The sequence below is a fragment of the Rosettibacter primus genome, from assembly GCF_036860675.1.
Taxonomy (GTDB): Bacteria; Bacteroidota; Ignavibacteria; order Ignavibacteriales; family Melioribacteraceae; genus Rosettibacter; species Rosettibacter primus.
On record NZ_JAYKGK010000002.1, the window covers coordinates 198655 to 218287 of the forward strand.

The window sequence follows — 19633 nt, forward strand, 5'->3', positions numbered from 1 at the left end:
AATTTTTTATTCATCAAGTGCGAAATATTCATTTCCCTTGGGAATTTTAATTAAGTAAATTTTATTTGATTTATTAGGCAGATAATTATCTCTAAGCCACGGATTTAAGAGCTTAAGTATTTTATAATTCACTCCGTGTTTTTCCGCAAAGTCGGCAAGATTTTGAATTGAACTTTTTACTTTAATTTCTTCGGTTTCTATTGGCTGATATAAATCTTCTTTTTTTAGGTAATAGCCATACTTTTCAGGATTTTTCATTATTTCTTTCATTGCAATTATTCTTGCTACGAACCTATAAGTTTCGGTATTAAGAAAAAGATTATAATAATTTTTCGACTTTTGACGGTTGATTTGTAAATCGATTCCATTCATTCCATAGTTATAAGATGCAGCTGTGAGTGTCCAGCTCTTATATTTTGAGTAAGCTTCTCTCAAATATTTGCAGGCAGCTTCTGTAGATTTTTCTACATTATATCTTTCATCTACTTCTTTTGTTACTTCCAGACCATATTTCTTGGCTGTAGCTTCCATTAATTGCCAAAAACCTACAGCACCTGCACTTGATACTACATTTGACAAATTGCTTTCTATTACAGCAAGATATTTAAAGTCATTAGGGATTCCGTATTTTTTCAAAATTGGTTCAATTATTGGGAACCATCTGTTGGCTCTTTTCAATGCTAATATAGTCGATGAATGCCAGTAAGCATTTACAAGCAATTCTCTTTCAATACGTTCTCTCACATCAATATCATTTAGAGGAACTTTTTCGCCACAAAACTCTAATTGCTCTGGCACCTCCGGAATAAAAATTTTGTATTCTTCAGGTTCTACTTTAACAACAACTTTTTGAACATTTTTTCTTTCTTTAAAAGTCATGTAACTCATAATTAACGATAACAGTGAAATTATAACAATTAAAATAGCTGCTACAATAATAAAAATATCTTTTCTGTTCATGCTATTTAGATTTTGTTAAATGATTTATTACAAAATAAAATTTCCTGATTACAAAAGAAAAAAATTAGGATGTCAAAATAATTTATGATATGGAAGAGTAATTAAACTAATTTTTTAATTAACAATATTTAGAAGGTAATTATAGAGAGCCGAAGAAAGATTCTTCGGCTCGTTAAAATGAATAGATTATTTTTTCCCGAATGCAATTTCTTCGAGCATTGCAGTAGTAACGGATTTTGGTCTTTCAATTGGATAACCAAGTGCACGAGCCCAGATAATATTAGCACATACACCAAGTGCTCTCCCAACACCAAACAGAACTGTATAAAATTCATATTCTTTTACACCATAGTGCCATTGAATTACACCGGATTGTGCATCGACATTGGGCCATGGATTTTTAGCTTTTCCCTGTTCCATAAGAATTGGAGGTACTACTTTAAATAACAAATCTACATATTTGAAAATTGGGTCATCAGGAAGATGTTTCAAACAGAATTCTCTTTGTGCCATATAACGCGGGTCAGTTTTTCTTAACACAGCATGACCAAAACCAGGTATAACTTTCCCGGCTTTCAATGTATCCCAAACAAATTGTTTCATTTCATCTTCGGTAGGAATTTTCCCTCCCATTGATTCCATCACACCATGAAGCCAGCGTAAAACTTCTTCGTTAGCTAATCCATGCAATGGACCTGCAAGACCATTTAGCATTGCACTAATAGCATAATAAATATCAGAAAGCGCACTAGCTACCAGATGACCAGTATGTGCACTAACATTACCACTTTCATGGTCACTATGCAAAATGAAATATAATCTTGAAACATCATCATAAGGTTTATCAATACCCATCATATGAGCAAAGTTACCACCAAAATCTAAATGTGGGTCAGCGGGTATAATATCCCCATTTTTGTATTTCCATCTATAAATATGAGCAGCAATTTCAGGTATTTTTGCAAGAAGATTCATTGCATCTTCATAGTAAGCTGACCAATAATCTGTCTTTTTTAAGCCTTTTCGATACTCTTTCGCAAAAACTGATTCTCTTTGCATAGACATAATTCCAGTAGCAAACATTGTCATCGGATGCGAATCTTTTGGCATTGCATGAATAATATCAAAAACATAAGAAGGAACTTCTTTCCTTTGATTAAATTCTTGATGAACTTCCTCTACTTCTTTTTCTGTTGGAATTTCACCAGTTAATAAAAGATAAAATAGACCTTCAACATATGGCATTTCTGCACCTGGAACTTTAGGCAACTTTTCAAGAACTTCTGGAATTGTCATTCCGCGAAAACGAATTCCTTCATACGGATCCAGATACGAAATATCAGTTACAAGACACTTGATATCACGCATTCCTCCAATTACCTGATTAATTTTTACTTCGTCAACTTTAACATCGCCATATTCTTTCATTAATTTTTCAGTTCGAGGTCTTTCCTGAATGATTTTTTCCTGTAACTTTTCTTTTAAGGAAGACATATATCCCTCCATCATTTTTGTTGGTAAAAAGTATTTATAACATCATTTTATCGAAAAAATAATTTTTTCTGTTGCAATGTAACCACTCATAACTGCACTTTCAATTGTTGATGGTAAATCCGAAACTGTCCAATCACCTGCAATTACTAAATTTTCAAAAGGAGTTAATATTCTTTTTCTCACGTTCAATGAATGGATATCAGGTATAAAAGTTGCTCTTTTTTCTTTTATTATTTTATAATCAATTACAATTTCACTTTTGAATATAGGAAAATATCTCTCTAATTCCGAATAGATAAGTTCAAGAAGTTCTTCGTTTTTCAGATTAATAATTTTATTTGCTGCACTTGTTGTAAGTGTTATATGTTCATTGTGATTAAAAACCCAGTGAATGTTAGAATCTATTAATCCATAAAACTTTTCTGAAAATGGATTATGACTCAACCACAAATGCACGTTTAATATAGGTGAATAATTAAATTCAGGGATAAAAGAAAAATCTTTATATGATTTCGAATTTTCTATTTTTATTTTCCTCAATGAATGTGATTGGACAGCTGAAATTATGAAATCAAAATTCTCATAAGTGTTTTTATCCGTAACAATTTTTTCTATTATTTCTTTTTCAACAATAAACTTTAGTACTCTTTCAGAAGTTATAATTTCCCCGCCTCTTTCTTTAATGAATTTTTCTGAGTCCTTTACATATAGATTTGTCAAATCTGCAATTGGTACCAAAATTAAAGATGATTTTGAACTGCTGAAAATTCTTTTTAATACTTCTTTAAATATTTTTGCAGATGCTTCTTCAATTCTTGCATTCAACGCTCCAACTGTAAGAATTTCCCAGAATGTTTTAATTGATTCTTTTGATTGATTTTTTCTTTTAAGCCATTCTTCAACAGTAAAATTATCATCTGAATTGTTATCAAATAAAAGTACTTCAGCAAGAAGCTTGATTACTTGCAATCTTGATTTTAAGCTTATTGCAGGAAATTTCATGAAAGCATAAATCAAATTCATTGGATAAAAAAAAGTGGATGAACTTAATTTATATATCTTTCCACCTTTATCAACATAATTAATTTTTAACGAATCAGGAAAATTAACTTTGTCCAATGCATCGATTTTTTTCAAGAAATTCAAAGTTGCATTATAACAGCCCATCATTATGTGCTGACCGTTATCAAAAAAATCATTGTGTTTTGAATTAAATAATGAATATGCGCGTCCACCTAATCTGGGCGAGGCTTCAATTAAAGTAACTTTAAATCCTTTATGAGAAAGATTTACTGCAGCACTTAATCCCGCAAAACCACCACCAATTACCAAACAATTTTTCATTAATAAATAAGACTATATTTAGCCCAAACGCCTAATGAAATGGCAGCTTTTTCGACTGTGCTTACTTTAATTTGATTATTAAGCACATCATAATCTTTAGATTGAATTTTCTTAAGAAGTCTGAAATAGATATGCTGCATGGCACGTGCAGGAAATAATGAAGGCTTATCATCAAAATCTATTGACTGTTCTGCTTTTTCAAAAAAATAAAAAGCATTCTGACTTTCATAAGCCATTAGCTTTTTAAAATTATCATTATATTTTTTTTGAATAAGTTCTTCTTCAGTATAATCAAATTTTATTAAATCATTTTGAGGGATATAAATTCTTCCTTTATCAATATCTTTTCCTACATCACGCAATATATTTGTTAACTGCATTGCTATTCCAAGATTTATTGCATAATCTTTTGCTGATTTATTTTTGTAACCAAATATTTCTATGCACATTAATCCAACAGTTGCAGCTACTTTATAGCAATACTGAATAAGGTCATCAAAACTCAGGTATCGTTTTCTTTGCAAATCCATTTCCATACCTGATATTAATTCATAGAAATGTTCTAACGGGATGTTAAACTGTTTGATGATATTCGTTAATTTATTTAGCAGATAATAATCAGACTTTCCGCGAAGAGCTTTTTCAAATTCATTTTTCCATCTTCTTAGACGTTCATATTTGATCTCTTCGTTTTCATTACCTTCATCAACAATATCATCTGTTTTTCTGCAGAAAGCATAGACTGTATTCATTGCATCACGCTTTTCTGAAGGAAGTAAGCTGAAAGCATAATAAAAACTGCTTTTACTTTCCTTTGCTATTATTTTTGTTTGGTCTTTCATTTTCTAACCAATTGCTCTAAAAAACAAATTAACTAAATCTTTTTTTGAAAGAATTGGTCTATAATTCAAAGTATCATAATCAAGTTCTTCAATTTTTTCTAAAATTTTTTCTCCGCCAAGTATAGTAAGTTTAATTTGAAGTCTAAGAATACCTGGAAGATAATTTAAAATATTTTTACCCTTATTAAATAGTTCTTTTGTTTTTTCTATATGAAATTTTAATAGCTGCTTAAAGTTAGCATTATTTTTTTTTAACTCAAAAATATTCTCACTTACCCCAAATTTTTTCATTTCATTTAGTGGCAGATAAATTCTGTTTTTTTTGTAATCAATTGAAATGTCCTGATAGAAATTAGTTAATTGAAGTGCAGTGCAAACTGCATCAGAATAATCCATTACTTTTTCATCTCTGATATCAAATAATTCAAGAATTAATCTACCTACAGGATTGGCTGACCGTTCACAATAATTCAATAAATCATCAAAAGTTTTATATCGGGTAACTGTAACATCCTGTTCAAATGCACTTAGAAGATTGAAAAAATATTCAGGCGTAAGTTTCATTGAATTAATTGTATTTCCTAAAGCCATCCAGAAATCATCTTCATAAATTCCTTTGAGAGTACTTATAAGTGTATTCTTATAATTTTCTAAAAGCATCAATCTAAAATCTATTGGGTAATTGCCTTCATCCGCAATATCATCTGCCTGACGGGCAAATTGATAAATTACAGCAATATGCTTCTTTAATTTATTAGGCAGAAAAAACGAAACTACTGGAAAATTTTCATAATGTGACTTCGTAAACTTAACCGCATCATCGTATGCTTTTTTTAATCTATCATATTTCATTCGAAAATAAATTTTACTTTTTAATTAAGATTTGCTTTTTACTCTTGAGATTTACACGATATAAAATTATAAACAATGCAATTATCAATAATACACTTATAGAGTAAATAAACCACGGAAATTTTTTCTTTTGAAAAGTAACCTCCATATTTTTTATTGAGTTCAATGATGCAAGTGAAAACGACCATTTTGCAATATTCGAATCATTTCTTACTTCATGTGCATTTGATGAAATAATTTTCGAAGGAAGCTGCAGTTCATAATTCCATTTGTACTGGGAAAATATTATGGAAAGAATTTTGGATTCACCATTCGTTACTTCATTTTGATTAAATGGAAATATTTTTCTAAAGTAATGAATGTTTCCATTTCTATCTCTTGAAATAGATATAATTCCGATCATTCCATTTTGCGTAGTGTCATTGTTAATTGAATTTAGACTTTCGACTGAATCAAATTTTAATGCAATTTCTATCCATCTAATATTATTTTTTACATAAGTTCTGCTGTTAACAAATTCTATCCCTGTTTTGTTTAGATAATTTTTTTTAATTGAGTCTGCATTAAAATTATTTATTTCGAACTTGCCTTTTCCCAGATTAAATATTTCATTATTAATTCCAATGGCAAAAATTATTTCACCCGAACCATTTTCATTCAATTTCATTTTTTCGGAATACTCAATACATGATATAAAAAATATAAAAATTACTATCGGAAATTTTATTAATGGTTTCATTACAACAATAATTTGTTCGAAGTGAAGTTAATAAATAATTTATTCTAAAGGAATAGATTGGTAATCTGGAAAAAATTTGGAGAATTATTTTTGTGCCCGGAACAGGACTCGAACCTGCACTGGCGTAAGCCAACTAGCTCCTGAAGCTAGCGTGTCTACCAATTCCACCATCCGGGCAAAAAATCTCAATTCAAAAATAACCACAATTGATTTTTAAAACAAAACTCATCTAATTTCTTTTGCTTCGTGTGTTGAATCTTTCAATGAATATCTGTTAGGAACAATCACTTTATTGTCAACAAATGCATCGAAACTTTCGGGAAGACTTTTGATATTTGCAATATCTACATAAACACCGCCTCTGCAGTCAGCAGAGTAAAGTTTTGGATTTCCATATTCAAAAATAGATTCACGGCAAAATTTAACTGGCACAACATTCCCGCTTGCAGGAGGCTGAAAATCTTCCATAGGAAGATTTAATTGTTCATATACATCATGCATAAATATTGCCCAGATTGGCAAAGCAGCTCTTGCTCCCTGACCATATTCACCTGTGAATGAAATTCTCTGGTCATCAAATCCAACCCATACACCTCCGACAAGTTGAGGAGTAAATCCAACAAACCAAGCATCTGCAAAATCCTGTGTAGTTCCTGTTTTTCCAGCTGCCGGTCTTTGAAAATTATAACGATACCTTGCTGCAACTCCTGTCCCTTGATCGATTGCTGTTCTCATCATATCAGTTACTATATAAGCAGTTTCTTCTGATATTGCTTCGCGTGACTCAGACACAAATTTATCTATCAACATTCCATCTTTATCCTCAATTTTCAAAATTGAAATTGGTTCATTATAAATTCCATGATTGGCAAGTGTAGCATAAGCAGTTGTTAATTCAAGTGGAGAAACAAGTGAGGTGCCAAGTGCAATTGATGGATAAAGTTCAAGTTGACTTTTGATTCCAAGTCTTTCTGCAATTCTTCCAATATCTGGTAATGGTGCATAATCTTCAATTATTAATCTTGCTGCAACAATATTAATTGAATAAGCAAGACCCTGTCTTAAAGTTGTAAAACCGCCAGTAGATAAGTCAAAATTTTGTGGACTCCAACCATTATAATTAAAAGGTTGATTTAGTATAGGATAAGCTGGATATAAACCTCTATCTATAGCAACTGTGTAAACAATTGGTTTGAATGCAGAGCCGGGTTGCCTTTTTATTTGTGTCACATGATTCAGACCATATAAAAATCTCTGGTTTCTTCCGCCAACCATTGCTCTAATTTCACCTGTCTTAACATCCATTACAACAAAACCAACTTCAATTCTCTTTGCAGCATTTTTGACAGAATCAATAAACGCTGGATTATTTTTCAATCTGTAATAAATATTTTTTCTTTCCTCTTCGCTCGTAGCTGTTCTATATTCAATTTTATTTTTTATTGCTCTGTCAATCAAATCATCTATTACTCCTTTATATTTATTCCATGACCAAGATTTATCAAATTGCTTTTGAAATTCATTTAAATGAACTTCAACTGCATGAATTGCTATTCTTTGCATACGGCTATCAAGAGTAGTGTAAATATTTAATCCATCTCGATATAAATCGTAGCCATATTTAGATGCAATTTTTTCCATCTGCTGTCTAATATATTCAACAAAATGTGGGGCAATTGTTCCTCTTATTCCCTGTTCAATTTTTTTATATGATAATTTAATGGGTTTTACTTTTAATTTTTCATACTCTTCCTCACTAAGATAACCCATGTCAACCATATTCTTTAAAACTACATTTCTTCTTTGAAGTGCTCTTTCATACTTTTCATATGGGTCATAATAAACCCAGGATTTCAACAAAGCAATTAAAAGAGCTCCTTCTTCAATACTAAGTTGTTTTACATCTTTATCAAAATAAACTTTTGAAGCCATTGCAATTCCATAAGCACCGTGGCCAAACCATTGAATGTTGAAATACATTTCAAGAATTTCTCTTTTAGTATATGTTTTTTCAATTTGAACTGCAGTTATCCATTCACGAATTTTTCTGATTATGGTATCAAATAAAGACTCATTTTGTAGTTTCAATTCATAAAGATTTTTTGCAAGCTGCTGTGTAATTGTACTTGCCCCTTCGCGCTTAAATAAAAATATATTTTTAAACATTGCTTTAATAAAACGTCCAATATCTACTCCCCAGTGGTCATAAAATTTTCTATCCTCTGTAGCAATCAATGCATTAACTACATGAGGGGGTATACTGTCAATGCTTACCTCAACTCTGTTTTCCTTAAAAAATTGTCCTATCAATTCTCCATCGATACTATAAACATTGCTTGCCAATTGTGGTTTGGGATTTTCAAGTTCATCAAGTGATGGCAAACCTTCAAAGATGTATTGAACTAAAAGTATGAATGCAGCTATAATAATTATTCCAATGAATAGAATAAATAATTTCAAACCTTTGCTCTTTTTCTTTTTCGGGATTTTTTTTGATGGTATTTGGTTTTTAATCATCTTACACCCAATCTATAATCTCAAATTTATTTGTGAATTTCCCATAACATGGTTTTTGCAACCACGAACCAAGATTTATGTAATATCCATTATTAAATTTTTCAAATGTGCGAATGTGAGAATGACCAAAGATTACATAGTCATATCCCTCGTTAATTTTTTCTTTAGCTATATCATAAAGTCCATCTAAACTGTTTTGAAATTTTTGAGAGGAATAATTTCTGCTCGTTTTACTTGAAAGGCTTGCGATTTTAATTCCTAAATCTGGATGAATCATTGAATAAATTTTTTGAAGAAATTTATTTCTCAAAATTTGTTTTAAAATTCTATAACCGATATCACTTTTAATTAATCCATCACCATGTCCAATAAAAAATTTTTTCCCGTTCAATTCAGCTGAAATTGGTTGATGATAAAGAATTGCTCCAATTTCTTTTTCAAAAAAATCTCTATGTAAAAAATCATGATTACCTATAAAATAATGGATTTTTTTTCCGCTCTCGGTAAATTTTTTTAATGCTGCATAAGTTCTGTAAAATCCTTTTTGAATTACTCTTTTATATTCAAACCAATAATCAAACAAATCTCCCATAATATACAATTCATCGCAGTTGTCTGCTGCAAAGTTAAGAAAAGAAATAAGTTTATTTTCTTTTTGTATTTCAATTTCTTGTGAATCTAACCCCAAGTGTAAATCAGAAATAAAAAAATATGTTTTGAGAGAATCCATAATAATTATTCTGATAAATTAAAATTAGCAAGCAGCCACTTATCTGGGTCTAACTCAAACGACACCGGTTTATTTTTAGTAACAAATTCAAAACTGCTTTGGCGTGAATCCACATAAAAACTCTTAATTTCTGATTCATTGTTTTCAAAAAAGATTTTTATATCAATAGGAAATTTATAAATATCATAACCATTTTGTAACTGCTTTATATTAAAAATTACTTTATAGCCATTGTTTACAGGAATTATATTCCAATTGTATTGAGCTTCTATTTTTCCTGTGCCTTTATAAATCCATTGGTCAAAGAAAAATTTAAGATTTCTTCCAGTAACTTTTTCACAAATCTCTTGAAAATCTTGTGTAGATGCATTTTTATATTTGAATTTTTCAAAGTATGTTCTCAATATTCTGAAGAATGAGCTATCGCCTACTTCTCTCCGCAGCATATGAAGTACCCATGCACCCTTATTGTATATTAAACTGCTGAAAAGATTATCTTTTGGATTATATAAAGTACCTCTTAAAAACATTCCCGATTTAGCACTCATCGTAGATTTTAGTGCACTTTTTCCAGCCTGGGATTCCCAGTATAATGCTTCAGAGTAAGTTGCAAAACCTTCGTTAAGCCAGATATCTTTCCATGTTTTTGGACTTACGGCATTTCCCCACCAATGATGCGATAATTCATGAATTAACATGTCCTGAAAAAATTTTTTACCTGTTATAAATCTTGAACCAACGCCAGTAATTGTTTGATGTTCCATTGCTCCACTTTGCCATAGAAATTCTGCTACTGCATATTTTTCTTTTATGAATGGATATGGTCCAAAAATTTTTTCAAATGTTTTAATATAGCGAGGATGATCTGAAAAATCCTGAACCGCATCATCAAATTTATCCTCTAAAGCATAATAGTAAATGTCAAGTGTATCGTTTGTAATAGAAATATATTTTTCTTTGTAAGATTTATACTTTGCCGAATACAAAGCAATTAAATAAGTTGATATTGGATAATATGTTTTCCAATGATATGTTTTCTTTGAATTATTTGAAATTACCTGCATTAATTTCCCATTTGAAAGAGAAACATAGGAGGAATCGTTAGTTATATAAATATCTGTTAGAGCTTTATCATCGGGCTTATCAATACATGGGAACCATGTTGATGCATAAAACGGTTCGCTAATTGTATAAACAAAACTTTGCCCATTCACTTCTTCAAAACAAAAAGAACCAAAGCCAAGTCTTTTAGGTTCACCTTCATAAATAATTTTTAATTCTGATGTATCCTTAAGAATTTCTTTTGGCAGAAATTTTACAATTGTTTCTTCTCTTACATAATCAACGATTTCATTATTCAGAAAAGCATTTTTTATATTCATATTGTCATAAAAATTAATGTCTATTTCTTTTGCATTCAGATTATTTGTTGTAAATCTAATAACAACTGTTCCTTTTATCATTTTATTATCTGGAATTAATTCGATATGAATATCATAATGTAATACATCAAATTTTGTCTGAATTGGAGTATTATATTCTTCAATAAAATTTTCATTTTGTTGAGTATTATGAAAATTTGTTAGCAGTTTTACTGGTTTATATATAAAATGAAAAGTTCTTACTGCAAATGGAACAATTACAAAAATTGAAAAGAGAATTGATACAAATGCAATTATAATTGCAGTTTTAACTGGATTCTTTTTGAAGTTCATAATATTACAGATAATTTATCCATAAACATCACAAAGTTAATCATTTATTAAATTGCCAATCAATCGATAATTAAATATATTTTAAGCAAAAACTGGAGGCTCCAATGAGAAATTATGCCGGTTCCGAAATTTTAAGGAAAACCCTTACAATGATTTTAGCCGGTGGTCAGGGTGAAAGACTATACCCACTTACCAAAGAAAGAACAAAGCCTTCAGTTCCTTTTGGAGGGAAATACAGAATTATCGATTTCACTCTTTCAAATTGTTTGAATTCTGGATTTAGAAAAATTTTTGTGCTTACTCAATACAAATCTGATTCTTTAAATCGTCACCTTTATGAAGCCTGGAATATTTTTAATCCTGAACTTGGAGAGTTTATTTATTCAATACCACCACAATTTAAAACTGGAAGAGATTGGTATCTTGGCACAGCAAATGCTATCCATCAGAATTTCAACTTAATAACAGATTCACAGTATGAATGGCTATTGATTTTATCTGGCGATCATATTTACAAAATGGATTACTTAAAGATGATTCAATATCATATTGAAAAGAAAGCTGCACTAACTTTATCTGCTATAGAAATACCAAAAGTTCACTCAAATCGTTTTGGAGTGCTTGAAATAGATAGTGATTATAAAGTTACTTCATTTCTCGAAAAGCCAAAAAATCCACCAGTAATTCCCGATAAACCAGATTACTCATTTGTCAACATGGGTATTTATGTTTTCGATGTTCCTGTTATTAAAGAAGTAATGAATAAAATGGAAGCTGAAAAAGTACCTAATATAGATTTCGGAAAAAATGTTATTCCTTACATGATAAAAAATAATTATCATATTCAAGCTTATAGATTTGTAGATGAAAATAAAAAAGCAGAACCGTACTGGGTTGATGTTGGAACAATTGAAAGTTACTATGCAGCGAGTATGGATTTAATTAGTGTTAATCCTCATTTTAATCTTTATGACCAAAATTGGCCTTTAAGAACAGAACAAAGACAATTCCCTCCAGCTAAAACTGTGTCACACGAAGGAGAAAGAGTAGGACGAGCAATTAATTCTTTGATTACTGATGGAACAATTATTTCCGGAGGATTGGTTGAAAGGTCAATACTTGGTTTTAATGTTCGTGTTAACAGCTATACTTATATTACTGATTCAATTATAATGGATAATTGTAATATTGGTCGTCACTCAAGAATTCGCAGAGCAATAATTGATAAAAATGTAATCATTCCCGAAGGAACTGAAATTGGTTTTGATCCTGAGGTAGATAAAAAAAGATTTACAGTTTCAGAAACAGGAATTGTTGTTATACCCAAAAATTATAAGTTCAACTAAATATTAATTTAAAATCAGATTCTTATGCTAAAATCAGGAAAGCTTTTACCTTTTTCTACTATTAATTTTAAAAAATCTTTTAAATCATTATGTCTTGTTTTATAATCAAGGTCATAAAATCCTACATAATAAAATTCACCGTTATCATAAGTAATTTCAATTCGGTGCATATTTGCGTCAAGTCGTTTGATTTTATCCCAGCTTAGAAGTTTTTCTTTACTAAAAATATTTTGTTTCAATACTATGCCATCCTCATTTGTTTTAATATATTTAAGAAATATTGGGGTACCATAAAATATTGAGACAAAAATTAATACTATTCCTAAAAGTAAAATGAGATAAAAAAGTAAGCTGCCCGCTTCATATACTGTTACACTTTGTAAAATAAAAGATAAACCAAGTAATGCATATGCCCATTTGGATAATTTAATGGGTTGACTGGAAAGAATAATCATTTTCTCCATAAAGTCCCTCATTTTTTTACTTACATTAAGAAGAAAATTAATTAGGCAATTTGTAATAAAATTTTTGAAAAAAACTTTATGTATTCAAAAAATAATTTCCAGAATAAGCCTAAAAAATTATGAACACAGATGACGCAGATTGAACAGATAACCACAGAAAAAAATCTGTGAAAATCATGTCTTATCAGTGTCATCAGTGTTCAAAAACAATAATCAAAATAAAGAAAATGAAAAATTGTTAGCATTCAGATGATATATACACATTATAATAGAGACTTCTAAAAAATATATTTCAAATTTACTGTCACTCTTATCACTTAAGTTCTTTTAATGTATTCAAGACTTTAAAAGGAAACATACAGCCATTATTTTTCATTTTGTTCCTACATTTGATAATTACATTATAGCCTTATGCCCAGAGCAAATTTTCTAATCAGCAATAGTTTATTGCTCGATTATTAATTACAAATCTTAATCATCACAGATACTTAATAAAATATTTTCTATTCATTTTAAAACAAAATTGAAAATCCTATTAACAACGAATTTATTTTTATTGTATGCTCTTGTGTATAAAAACTTCCTTTTATTTCATCGTGAAAGCGCTGGTAACGAAATTCTGTTCTGATAGCAATACTATTATTAATAAAATACTTCAATCCAAAACCAGCATTTAAGCATCCTACATCAAATTCATCAGACATACGAATATAGCTATTCGTCATCGTTAAAAAAGGATATGAATTGCCAAGACCATAACCTATCAAAAGGAACGGATAAAATTTGGTTTCGCCAATCTGCTGGTTATAAGCAATATTTGCACTTACTACAAAAGAAGGTTTTCCTCCCTCAGTTAAAAATGTATAAAATTCTGGCTCGAACTCAAACCCGCCATGAAGAAAATAACCTGCACGGATAAAAGAATTAAAATATAATCTTGCTTCTGACTCATAAGTATAATCGCCCGACTCGCTTTTTGATGAAACCGAACCTAAACTTCCACTTGCCGAAATTTCAAATCTTTTGCTTTCAATCTGAGCAAAAGAGATATAAGAGAAAAATATTATGAAAATTATCAAAAAGGATTTTTTCATGACCATCCTCATTTTTATTTAACTAAGATTTAAGAGTAAAAATAAATCTTTACGAAAAATTCCCCCCCTTGATTGTAAAAATAATTTTTCAAGTTCTTATTCATCTTATCATATTTTTTATGCTTAACAGTTAGCTTTCCATTGCATTGAGAATTTCTACAGCTTTATCAACATCTGTTTCTTTAACTAGAATTCTTATTCCTCTGCTCAATTGAAGGTGTGGTTTCATTGACCCACAATCATCTCTTGATAGAATTACATCAATATTATTTGATTGCAAATGTGATAATATTAACTGTGCTTCAAATTCATTTGCACATATTTTAATTTCTACAAGATTGATGTCAGTTTCTACTTCTGTTGTTTCATCCAGATTTGCACCACAAACTAAACATATTTTATCATCAACTTTTACAGGAGAATTACAATTAGAGCAATAATAACCGATAGATTCATTTTCATTATCCATTTTACAACTCAAATTAATTTTGAAATAATAACCATGTTACAATCATTTTCAGTTCTTAAACCTATTTAGCTATAAACTAATTAACCTTTGCCAAAAAATTTACACTGCAGCAAATTCAATGTTTTTATATATCTAATAAAAACTTTAGGAAGCAGTTTAAATTCATCAAAAAAAGTTAATTTTACAGCAATACTAATATGGAAAGTGTTCATTATATTCCCTCAAAAGTTATCGCAATATAATTATTTCAAGAAAAAATCAAAATAATTTAGATAGACTTTTTTCCACAGATTTCAGATTTTTATTACACAAATTCTCAACAAAATATTTTATGAATCCAATATTAGAAGATAAATTAAACAATTTGCCAGCTTTGCCTGGAATTTATCAATTCAAAAATGAAAAAGGCAAAGTAATTTATGTAGGCAAGGCAAAAAATTTAAGAAATCGAGTTCGTTCTTATTTTCAAAAAAATATTGATTCCCCTAAAACAGCAGCACTTGTTTCGAAAATTCACGATTTAGAAGTAATTATAACTGATAACGAAATTGAAGCACTCGTTCTTGAAAATAATTTAATTAAAGAACTAAAACCGCGTTATAATGTTAATCTTAAAGACGATAAATCTTATCCCTACATAAAAGTTACCAATGAACCTTATCCGCAAATTTATCCTACCAGAAATGTTGTTAAAGATGGTTCAAGATATTTTGGTCCTTACACCGATGTAAAAAATATGAAGCAGTCACTTAGATTGATAAATAAAATATTCAAAATAAGAAGCTGCAAGTATGATATAACAGAAGAAGCAATTCAAAAAAAGAAGTTTAAAGTTTGTCTTGATTATCATATTAAAAAATGTGATGGACCATGTGAAGGGCTTGTGTCTCAATATCATTACAATCAGATGGTTAACCAGGTTGTTAAAGTTTTGCGAGGTAAAACTGATGATTTGATTGATGAATTAAAATCACAAATGAATGAAGCAGCTGCAAATTTAGAATTTGAAAAGGCAGCAGAATTACGAGATAGAATCGAACAACTTCAAATTTATTCTTCAAAACAAAAAGTTGTATCCACTGACTTAGAAGATAAAGATATTATCAGTGCAGCTTATGAAGGAAAAGATGTTGCAGCTACAATTCTTAATATTCGCTCCGGTAAATTAGTCGGGAAACGACAACTTGCTTTAACAACAGAAGAAAATGAAGACGAAAATCAAATTTATTCAGCCATTATCAGATTTTATTATGATGAATATGTTGAAGTGCCAAAAGAAATAATACTCGAGGTTGAACCTGATGATGCAGACACTTTATTAGAATGGTTGAATAAACGAGCATTAAAGAAATGCAAATTTGTTATTCCTCAAAAGCAGAGCGAAGCAAAATCACTTTTGATGATGTGTAAACAAAATGCTCAGCTTTACCTCGAAGAAATTCAACTTCAGAGGATGAAAAAAGAAGGAAGTGTGCCTTATGCTTTGTCTGCACTTCAAAGAGATTTGCATTTGAAAAAACTTCCCAGAAAAATTGAATGCTTTGATATATCAAATCTACAAGGAAGTGATACGGTTGCAAGCATGGTTGTATTTGTTGACGGAAAACCAAAAAAAAGTTTGTATAGAAAATTTATTATTAAAACTGTAGAAGGTCCAAATGATTTTGCAAGCATGCAGGAAGTAATTTACAGAAGATACAGTAAACTTCTTGAAGAAAATGAACCAATGCCAGATTTGATAATGGTAGACGGTGGTAAAGGTCAGCTTTCAAGCGCAATTGAAACATTAAAAAAACTTGGATTAAAAGATTATGAAATTATTGGTCTTGCAAAACGCCTTGAAGAAATTTATGTTCCCAATGAATCAGAACCTATACTAATTTCAAAAACATCATCAAGTTTAAAATTGTTACAACAAATTCGAGATGAAGCACACCGATTTGCCATTACATTTCATCGAGAAAGAAGAAGCAAAAGAACTTTTACAAGTGAACTACTTGAAATCAAAGGTATTGGAGAAAAAGTTGCTCAAAAGCTTTTATCAAAATTCAGCATTGATGAAATAAAAAATTTAGATGAATCAAAATTATCAGAAGTAGTTGGAAAAGCTAAGGCAAAAATAATTTTTGAATTTTATCACCCTGAGAAAAAATCAAAAACATAATAAAAAGCCAGACCAAAAGACCACCCAGGTTAAATACTTACCGTTGCTTCCTTCCGGACCTGGCGGGGTTGGGTATTAACCTGCCGGTCATTGATCTGGCAAACTTAATCAGTAAAAAATTTTGCATGCAAATATAGGAATTTAATCAAAGCAGTAAAATGGCATTAACTTGTATTCAGGTTTTTTGTTCTTTCTTTTTAGCGGCAGGAAAAAGAATATTATTCAATATCAATCTATACCCTGGTGAATTTTTAAATAAGCTTAAATCAGTTGGAGGGTCACCTACTGCATGTTGATAATCTTCAGGGTCATGTCCACCGTAAAATGTAAATGTACCTCTCCCATAATTTCCATGAATGTATTTTACTTGGTCAGTTCCTGCTCTTTCACCAAGAATGTAAACTGAATTTTTAATATACTTTTTTCTGAACATAGTGGTCTGTCCCATAAACCCATGAATTACATTAACATGGTTTTGAGTAAGCATTGTTGGCACGGGGTCATATTTTGCAGAGAATTCAAATAAAGTAAAATAATCATTCTGCTCACTCCCAATTTCAGCAGGTTGAATATCAATGTCACTGTATTCATAAACTAATGGATTCATCTCGAGTTTAAAATCCCGAAATGCTAAGGTTTGTGAATAATCCAATTTACTTTGAGCATCAGGGTCTGGCGGGTCTCCATCATACATTTTATCAACTATATCAACATTTAAAGCTGCAAGTGCAATATCGTATGAATCTGTTGCAGAACACATAGCAAATAAAAATCCTCCTTGCCCAATATAATTTTTAATTGACAGAACAACAGCTTTTTCCATTTCTGATACTTTTTTAAAACCAAGTTTTTTTGCTTCCTTTTCATAAATATTTTGTTGTTCTATATACCAGGGCGCATTACTAAATGAAGCATAAAATTTTCCATACTGTCCTGTAAAATCTTCATGATGAAGATGAAGCCAATCATATTTTTCTAAATCACCGCGTAAAATTTCTTCTACCCAGATTTTATCATATTGAACTTCGGCGTAATCAAGTGCAAGCGTAACAGCATCATCCCAGGGTTTAAAATTTGGCGGAACATAAACAGCAATTCTGGGTGCTTTTTCAAGTCTAACTACTTCCATATTCTGATCTTCACTTTGAACCAGTGAATAAATTTGAATTGCTTCCTGCTGATTCAATGATTGAAATGCAACTCCTTTAATTCGGCATCTTGCTGCAAGTTTTTCAGAGTAATCAAACATGAATGAACCACCTCTGTAATTAAGAAGCCAATCTCCAATCATTCCATCTTTAAGTGCATTGTAAGCAATACCATAAGCTTTCAAATGGTCTGTTTGCTGCAAATCCATGTAGATTAGAATTTTTGATTGTGCAAGTATTAAGGAAGTAAGGAGAAAATTTATTAAGACAAACTTTTTCATATTTGTAAAATTATTCTCAATATAAAAATAAAGAAGAAACCTTAACTTCTAAGCTTTCTAGAAATTAATTATCAGACATAAATTTTTCTAATGATAGTGAAGCTATTAAGTTTTCTGACTGATTTGTGTCATTCCACAAATCTTTTATATCAACAAATTTGATGTAATATTATAGTAAATCGGTTATTTACACTGTGAATGTGAAAAGTGAAAATCTAATTATGCAATTTTTCTATCGGATTCGATGTAAATTGGTTTTTCTCCTTTTGCTACCACATCACGAGTGATTAAGCATTTATCAACATTTTCCATGGTTGGAATTTCATACATTACATCAAGCAAAATTCCTTCGACGATTGACCTAAGAGCACGGGCACCAGTTTTTCTTTCAATTGCTTTTTTAACAATTTCATCCAGAGCAAGCGGGTCAAATTCCAGTTCAACACCTTCGAGTGCAAATAATTTTTTATACTGTTTGATAATCGCATTTCTGGGCTCAGTTAAAATATTTTTAAGTGCCGCTGGTCCCAAAGAATGAAGTGGAGCAATTACAGGAAGTCTTCCAACAAGTTCTGGTATAAGTCCAAATTTAATCAAATCTTCAGGCTGAACTTTTTGAACAAGATTATCTCTGTCAATATCTTCAGCTTTGGACATATTCGTATCAAATCCAATAGGATTACGATTTATTCTTGAGGCAATAATATTTTCAATTCCTTCGAAAGCACCGCCGCAAATAAACAGAATATTTTTTGTATTAACATTTATTAAACTTTGTTCTGGATGTTTTCTTCCACCTCTTGGAGGAACTCCCGCAATTGTTCCTTCAAGAATTTTCAACAATGCTTGCTGAACACCTTCACCCGAAACATCACGAGTAATTGAAACACTTTCACTTTTACGAGCTATTTTGTCTATTTCATCGATATAAACAATTCCCTTTTGTGCTCTTTCAAGATTATAATCTGCTGCTTGAAGTAATCGAACCAAAACAGTTTCTACATCATCACCAACATAACCTGCTTCGGTTAATGTAGTTGCATCTGCAATTGCAAATGGGACATCAAGAATTCTTGCTAATGTTTGAGCAAGGAGTGTCTTTCCTACTCCAGTAGGACCAATCAACAAAATATTACTTTTCTCAATTTCTACATCATCTACATCAAAAAAAGAAGAAGGAGCATTTATTCTTTTATAATGATTATATACTGCCACAGCCAAAATTTTCTTTGCAAGTTCCTGTTCAATTACATATTCATCAAGACTTTTCTTAATTAATTCAGGTGTTAACGATAAACTGATTGAATCTTTTTTACCAAAAGTTGAAACATTGTTTTTTAATATTTCTACACTAGTTTTTATGCAAATGTCGCATATATAAACATCAGGACCTGCAACCATACTGGAGACCTCACTACCATCCCTTCCGCAAAAAGAGCATCTTATTGTTTTGGGTTCTCTATGACTTGCCATT

Annotated in this window: 17 protein-coding genes, 1 tRNA gene and 1 other RNA gene; 2 read left to right on the top strand and 17 right to left on the bottom strand. The window is 30.4% G+C overall.

Annotated features, from left to right (window positions below; genetic code table 11):
• Positions 1 to 6: 6 nt before the first annotated feature.
• The 10 genes from VJY32_RS04030 to VJY32_RS04075 form a co-directional block, all read right to left on the bottom strand.
• On the bottom strand, positions 7 to 960 hold the full coding sequence (locus VJY32_RS04030; protein WP_353676605.1) for a lytic transglycosylase domain-containing protein: 954 nt from the start codon (positions 958 to 960) through the stop codon (positions 7 to 9).
• Between the two features lie 186 nt (positions 961 to 1146).
• Positions 1147 to 2454: a citrate (Si)-synthase gene (locus VJY32_RS04035; protein WP_353676606.1), complete on the bottom strand. Its 1308-nt coding sequence runs from the start codon at positions 2452 to 2454 to the stop codon at positions 1147 to 1149.
• Between the two features lie 42 nt (positions 2455 to 2496).
• Positions 2497 to 3798 (bottom strand): hydroxysqualene dehydroxylase HpnE, encoded by a 1302-nt coding sequence (gene hpnE / locus VJY32_RS04040; RefSeq protein WP_353676607.1) that lies wholly within the window; start codon positions 3796 to 3798, stop codon positions 2497 to 2499.
• Positions 3798 to 4640 (bottom strand): presqualene diphosphate synthase HpnD, encoded by an 843-nt coding sequence (hpnD, locus tag VJY32_RS04045; protein ID WP_353676608.1) that lies wholly within the window; start codon positions 4638 to 4640, stop codon positions 3798 to 3800. Before hpnD ends, hpnE begins: the two co-directional genes overlap by 1 nt.
• 3 nt (positions 4641 to 4643) lie before the next feature.
• Positions 4644 to 5492, bottom strand: coding sequence for a squalene synthase HpnC (gene hpnC / locus VJY32_RS04050; protein WP_353676609.1), 849 nt, complete (start codon positions 5490 to 5492; stop codon positions 4644 to 4646).
• Between the two features lie 13 nt (positions 5493 to 5505).
• Complete coding sequence (locus tag VJY32_RS04055) at positions 5506 to 6159, bottom strand: hypothetical protein (protein ID WP_353676610.1); 654 nt, start codon at positions 6157 to 6159, stop codon at positions 5506 to 5508.
• Between the two features lie 165 nt (positions 6160 to 6324).
• Positions 6325 to 6408: transfer RNA gene (locus VJY32_RS04060), tRNA-Leu, on the bottom strand.
• 48 nt (positions 6409 to 6456) lie between these two features.
• Positions 6457 to 8748: a penicillin-binding protein 1A gene (locus tag VJY32_RS04065; RefSeq protein ID WP_353676611.1), complete on the bottom strand. Its 2292-nt coding sequence runs from the start codon at positions 8746 to 8748 to the stop codon at positions 6457 to 6459.
• Between the two features lies 1 nt (position 8749).
• Positions 8750 to 9478, bottom strand: a complete 729-nt coding sequence (locus VJY32_RS04070) for a UDP-2,3-diacylglucosamine diphosphatase (protein WP_353676612.1) — start codon at positions 9476 to 9478, stop codon at positions 8750 to 8752.
• Positions 9479 to 9483: 5 nt separating this feature from the next.
• Positions 9484 to 11193 carry a M1 family metallopeptidase gene (locus VJY32_RS04075; RefSeq protein ID WP_353676613.1) on the bottom strand — a complete coding sequence of 570 codons (1710 nt, stop codon included), beginning with the start codon at positions 11191 to 11193 and terminating at the stop codon, positions 9484 to 9486.
• A gap of 104 nt (positions 11194 to 11297) precedes the next feature.
• On the opposite strand from VJY32_RS04075, the gene glgC reads away from it, so the two are divergent.
• Positions 11298 to 12539, top strand: coding sequence for a glucose-1-phosphate adenylyltransferase (gene glgC / locus VJY32_RS04080; protein ID WP_353676614.1), 1242 nt, complete (start codon positions 11298 to 11300; stop codon positions 12537 to 12539).
• Between the two features lie 14 nt (positions 12540 to 12553).
• Here glgC and VJY32_RS04085 read toward each other — a convergent pair whose 3' ends face one another.
• The 4 genes from VJY32_RS04085 to VJY32_RS04100 form a co-directional block, all read right to left on the bottom strand.
• On the bottom strand, positions 12554 to 13003 hold the full coding sequence (locus VJY32_RS04085; RefSeq protein ID WP_353676615.1) for a hypothetical protein: 450 nt from the start codon (positions 13001 to 13003) through the stop codon (positions 12554 to 12556).
• A gap of 512 nt (positions 13004 to 13515) precedes the next feature.
• Positions 13516 to 14097, bottom strand: a complete 582-nt coding sequence (locus tag VJY32_RS04090) for an outer membrane beta-barrel protein (protein WP_353676616.1) — start codon at positions 14095 to 14097, stop codon at positions 13516 to 13518.
• Positions 14098 to 14227: 130 nt separating this feature from the next.
• A complete protein-coding gene (locus VJY32_RS04095) occupies positions 14228 to 14566 on the bottom strand; it encodes a putative signal transducing protein (RefSeq protein ID WP_353676617.1) in 339 nt (112 codons plus the stop codon).
• Positions 14567 to 14646: 80 nt separating this feature from the next.
• Entirely contained in the window at positions 14647 to 14778 is a 132-nt protein-coding gene (locus VJY32_RS04100) for a hypothetical protein (RefSeq protein WP_353676618.1), read from the bottom strand.
• 119 nt (positions 14779 to 14897) lie between these two features.
• On the opposite strand from VJY32_RS04100, the gene uvrC reads away from it, so the two are divergent.
• Positions 14898 to 16730: an excinuclease ABC subunit UvrC gene (uvrC, locus tag VJY32_RS04105; protein ID WP_353676619.1), complete on the top strand. Its 1833-nt coding sequence runs from the start codon at positions 14898 to 14900 to the stop codon at positions 16728 to 16730.
• 3 nt (positions 16731 to 16733) lie between these two features.
• Here uvrC and ffs read toward each other — a convergent pair.
• From ffs to clpX, 3 genes are all read right to left on the bottom strand, one after another.
• An RNA gene (gene ffs / locus VJY32_RS04110) (signal recognition particle sRNA small type) lies at positions 16734 to 16830 on the bottom strand.
• Positions 16831 to 16905: 75 nt separating this feature from the next.
• Positions 16906 to 18159 carry an asparagine synthetase B gene (locus VJY32_RS04115; RefSeq protein WP_353676620.1) on the bottom strand — a complete coding sequence of 418 codons (1254 nt, stop codon included), beginning with the start codon at positions 18157 to 18159 and terminating at the stop codon, positions 16906 to 16908.
• A 219-nt stretch (positions 18160 to 18378) separates the two neighbouring features.
• Positions 18379 to 19632 carry an ATP-dependent Clp protease ATP-binding subunit ClpX gene (gene clpX / locus VJY32_RS04120; RefSeq protein WP_353676621.1) on the bottom strand — a complete coding sequence of 418 codons (1254 nt, stop codon included), beginning with the start codon at positions 19630 to 19632 and terminating at the stop codon, positions 18379 to 18381.
• Position 19633 lies beyond the last annotated feature (1 nt).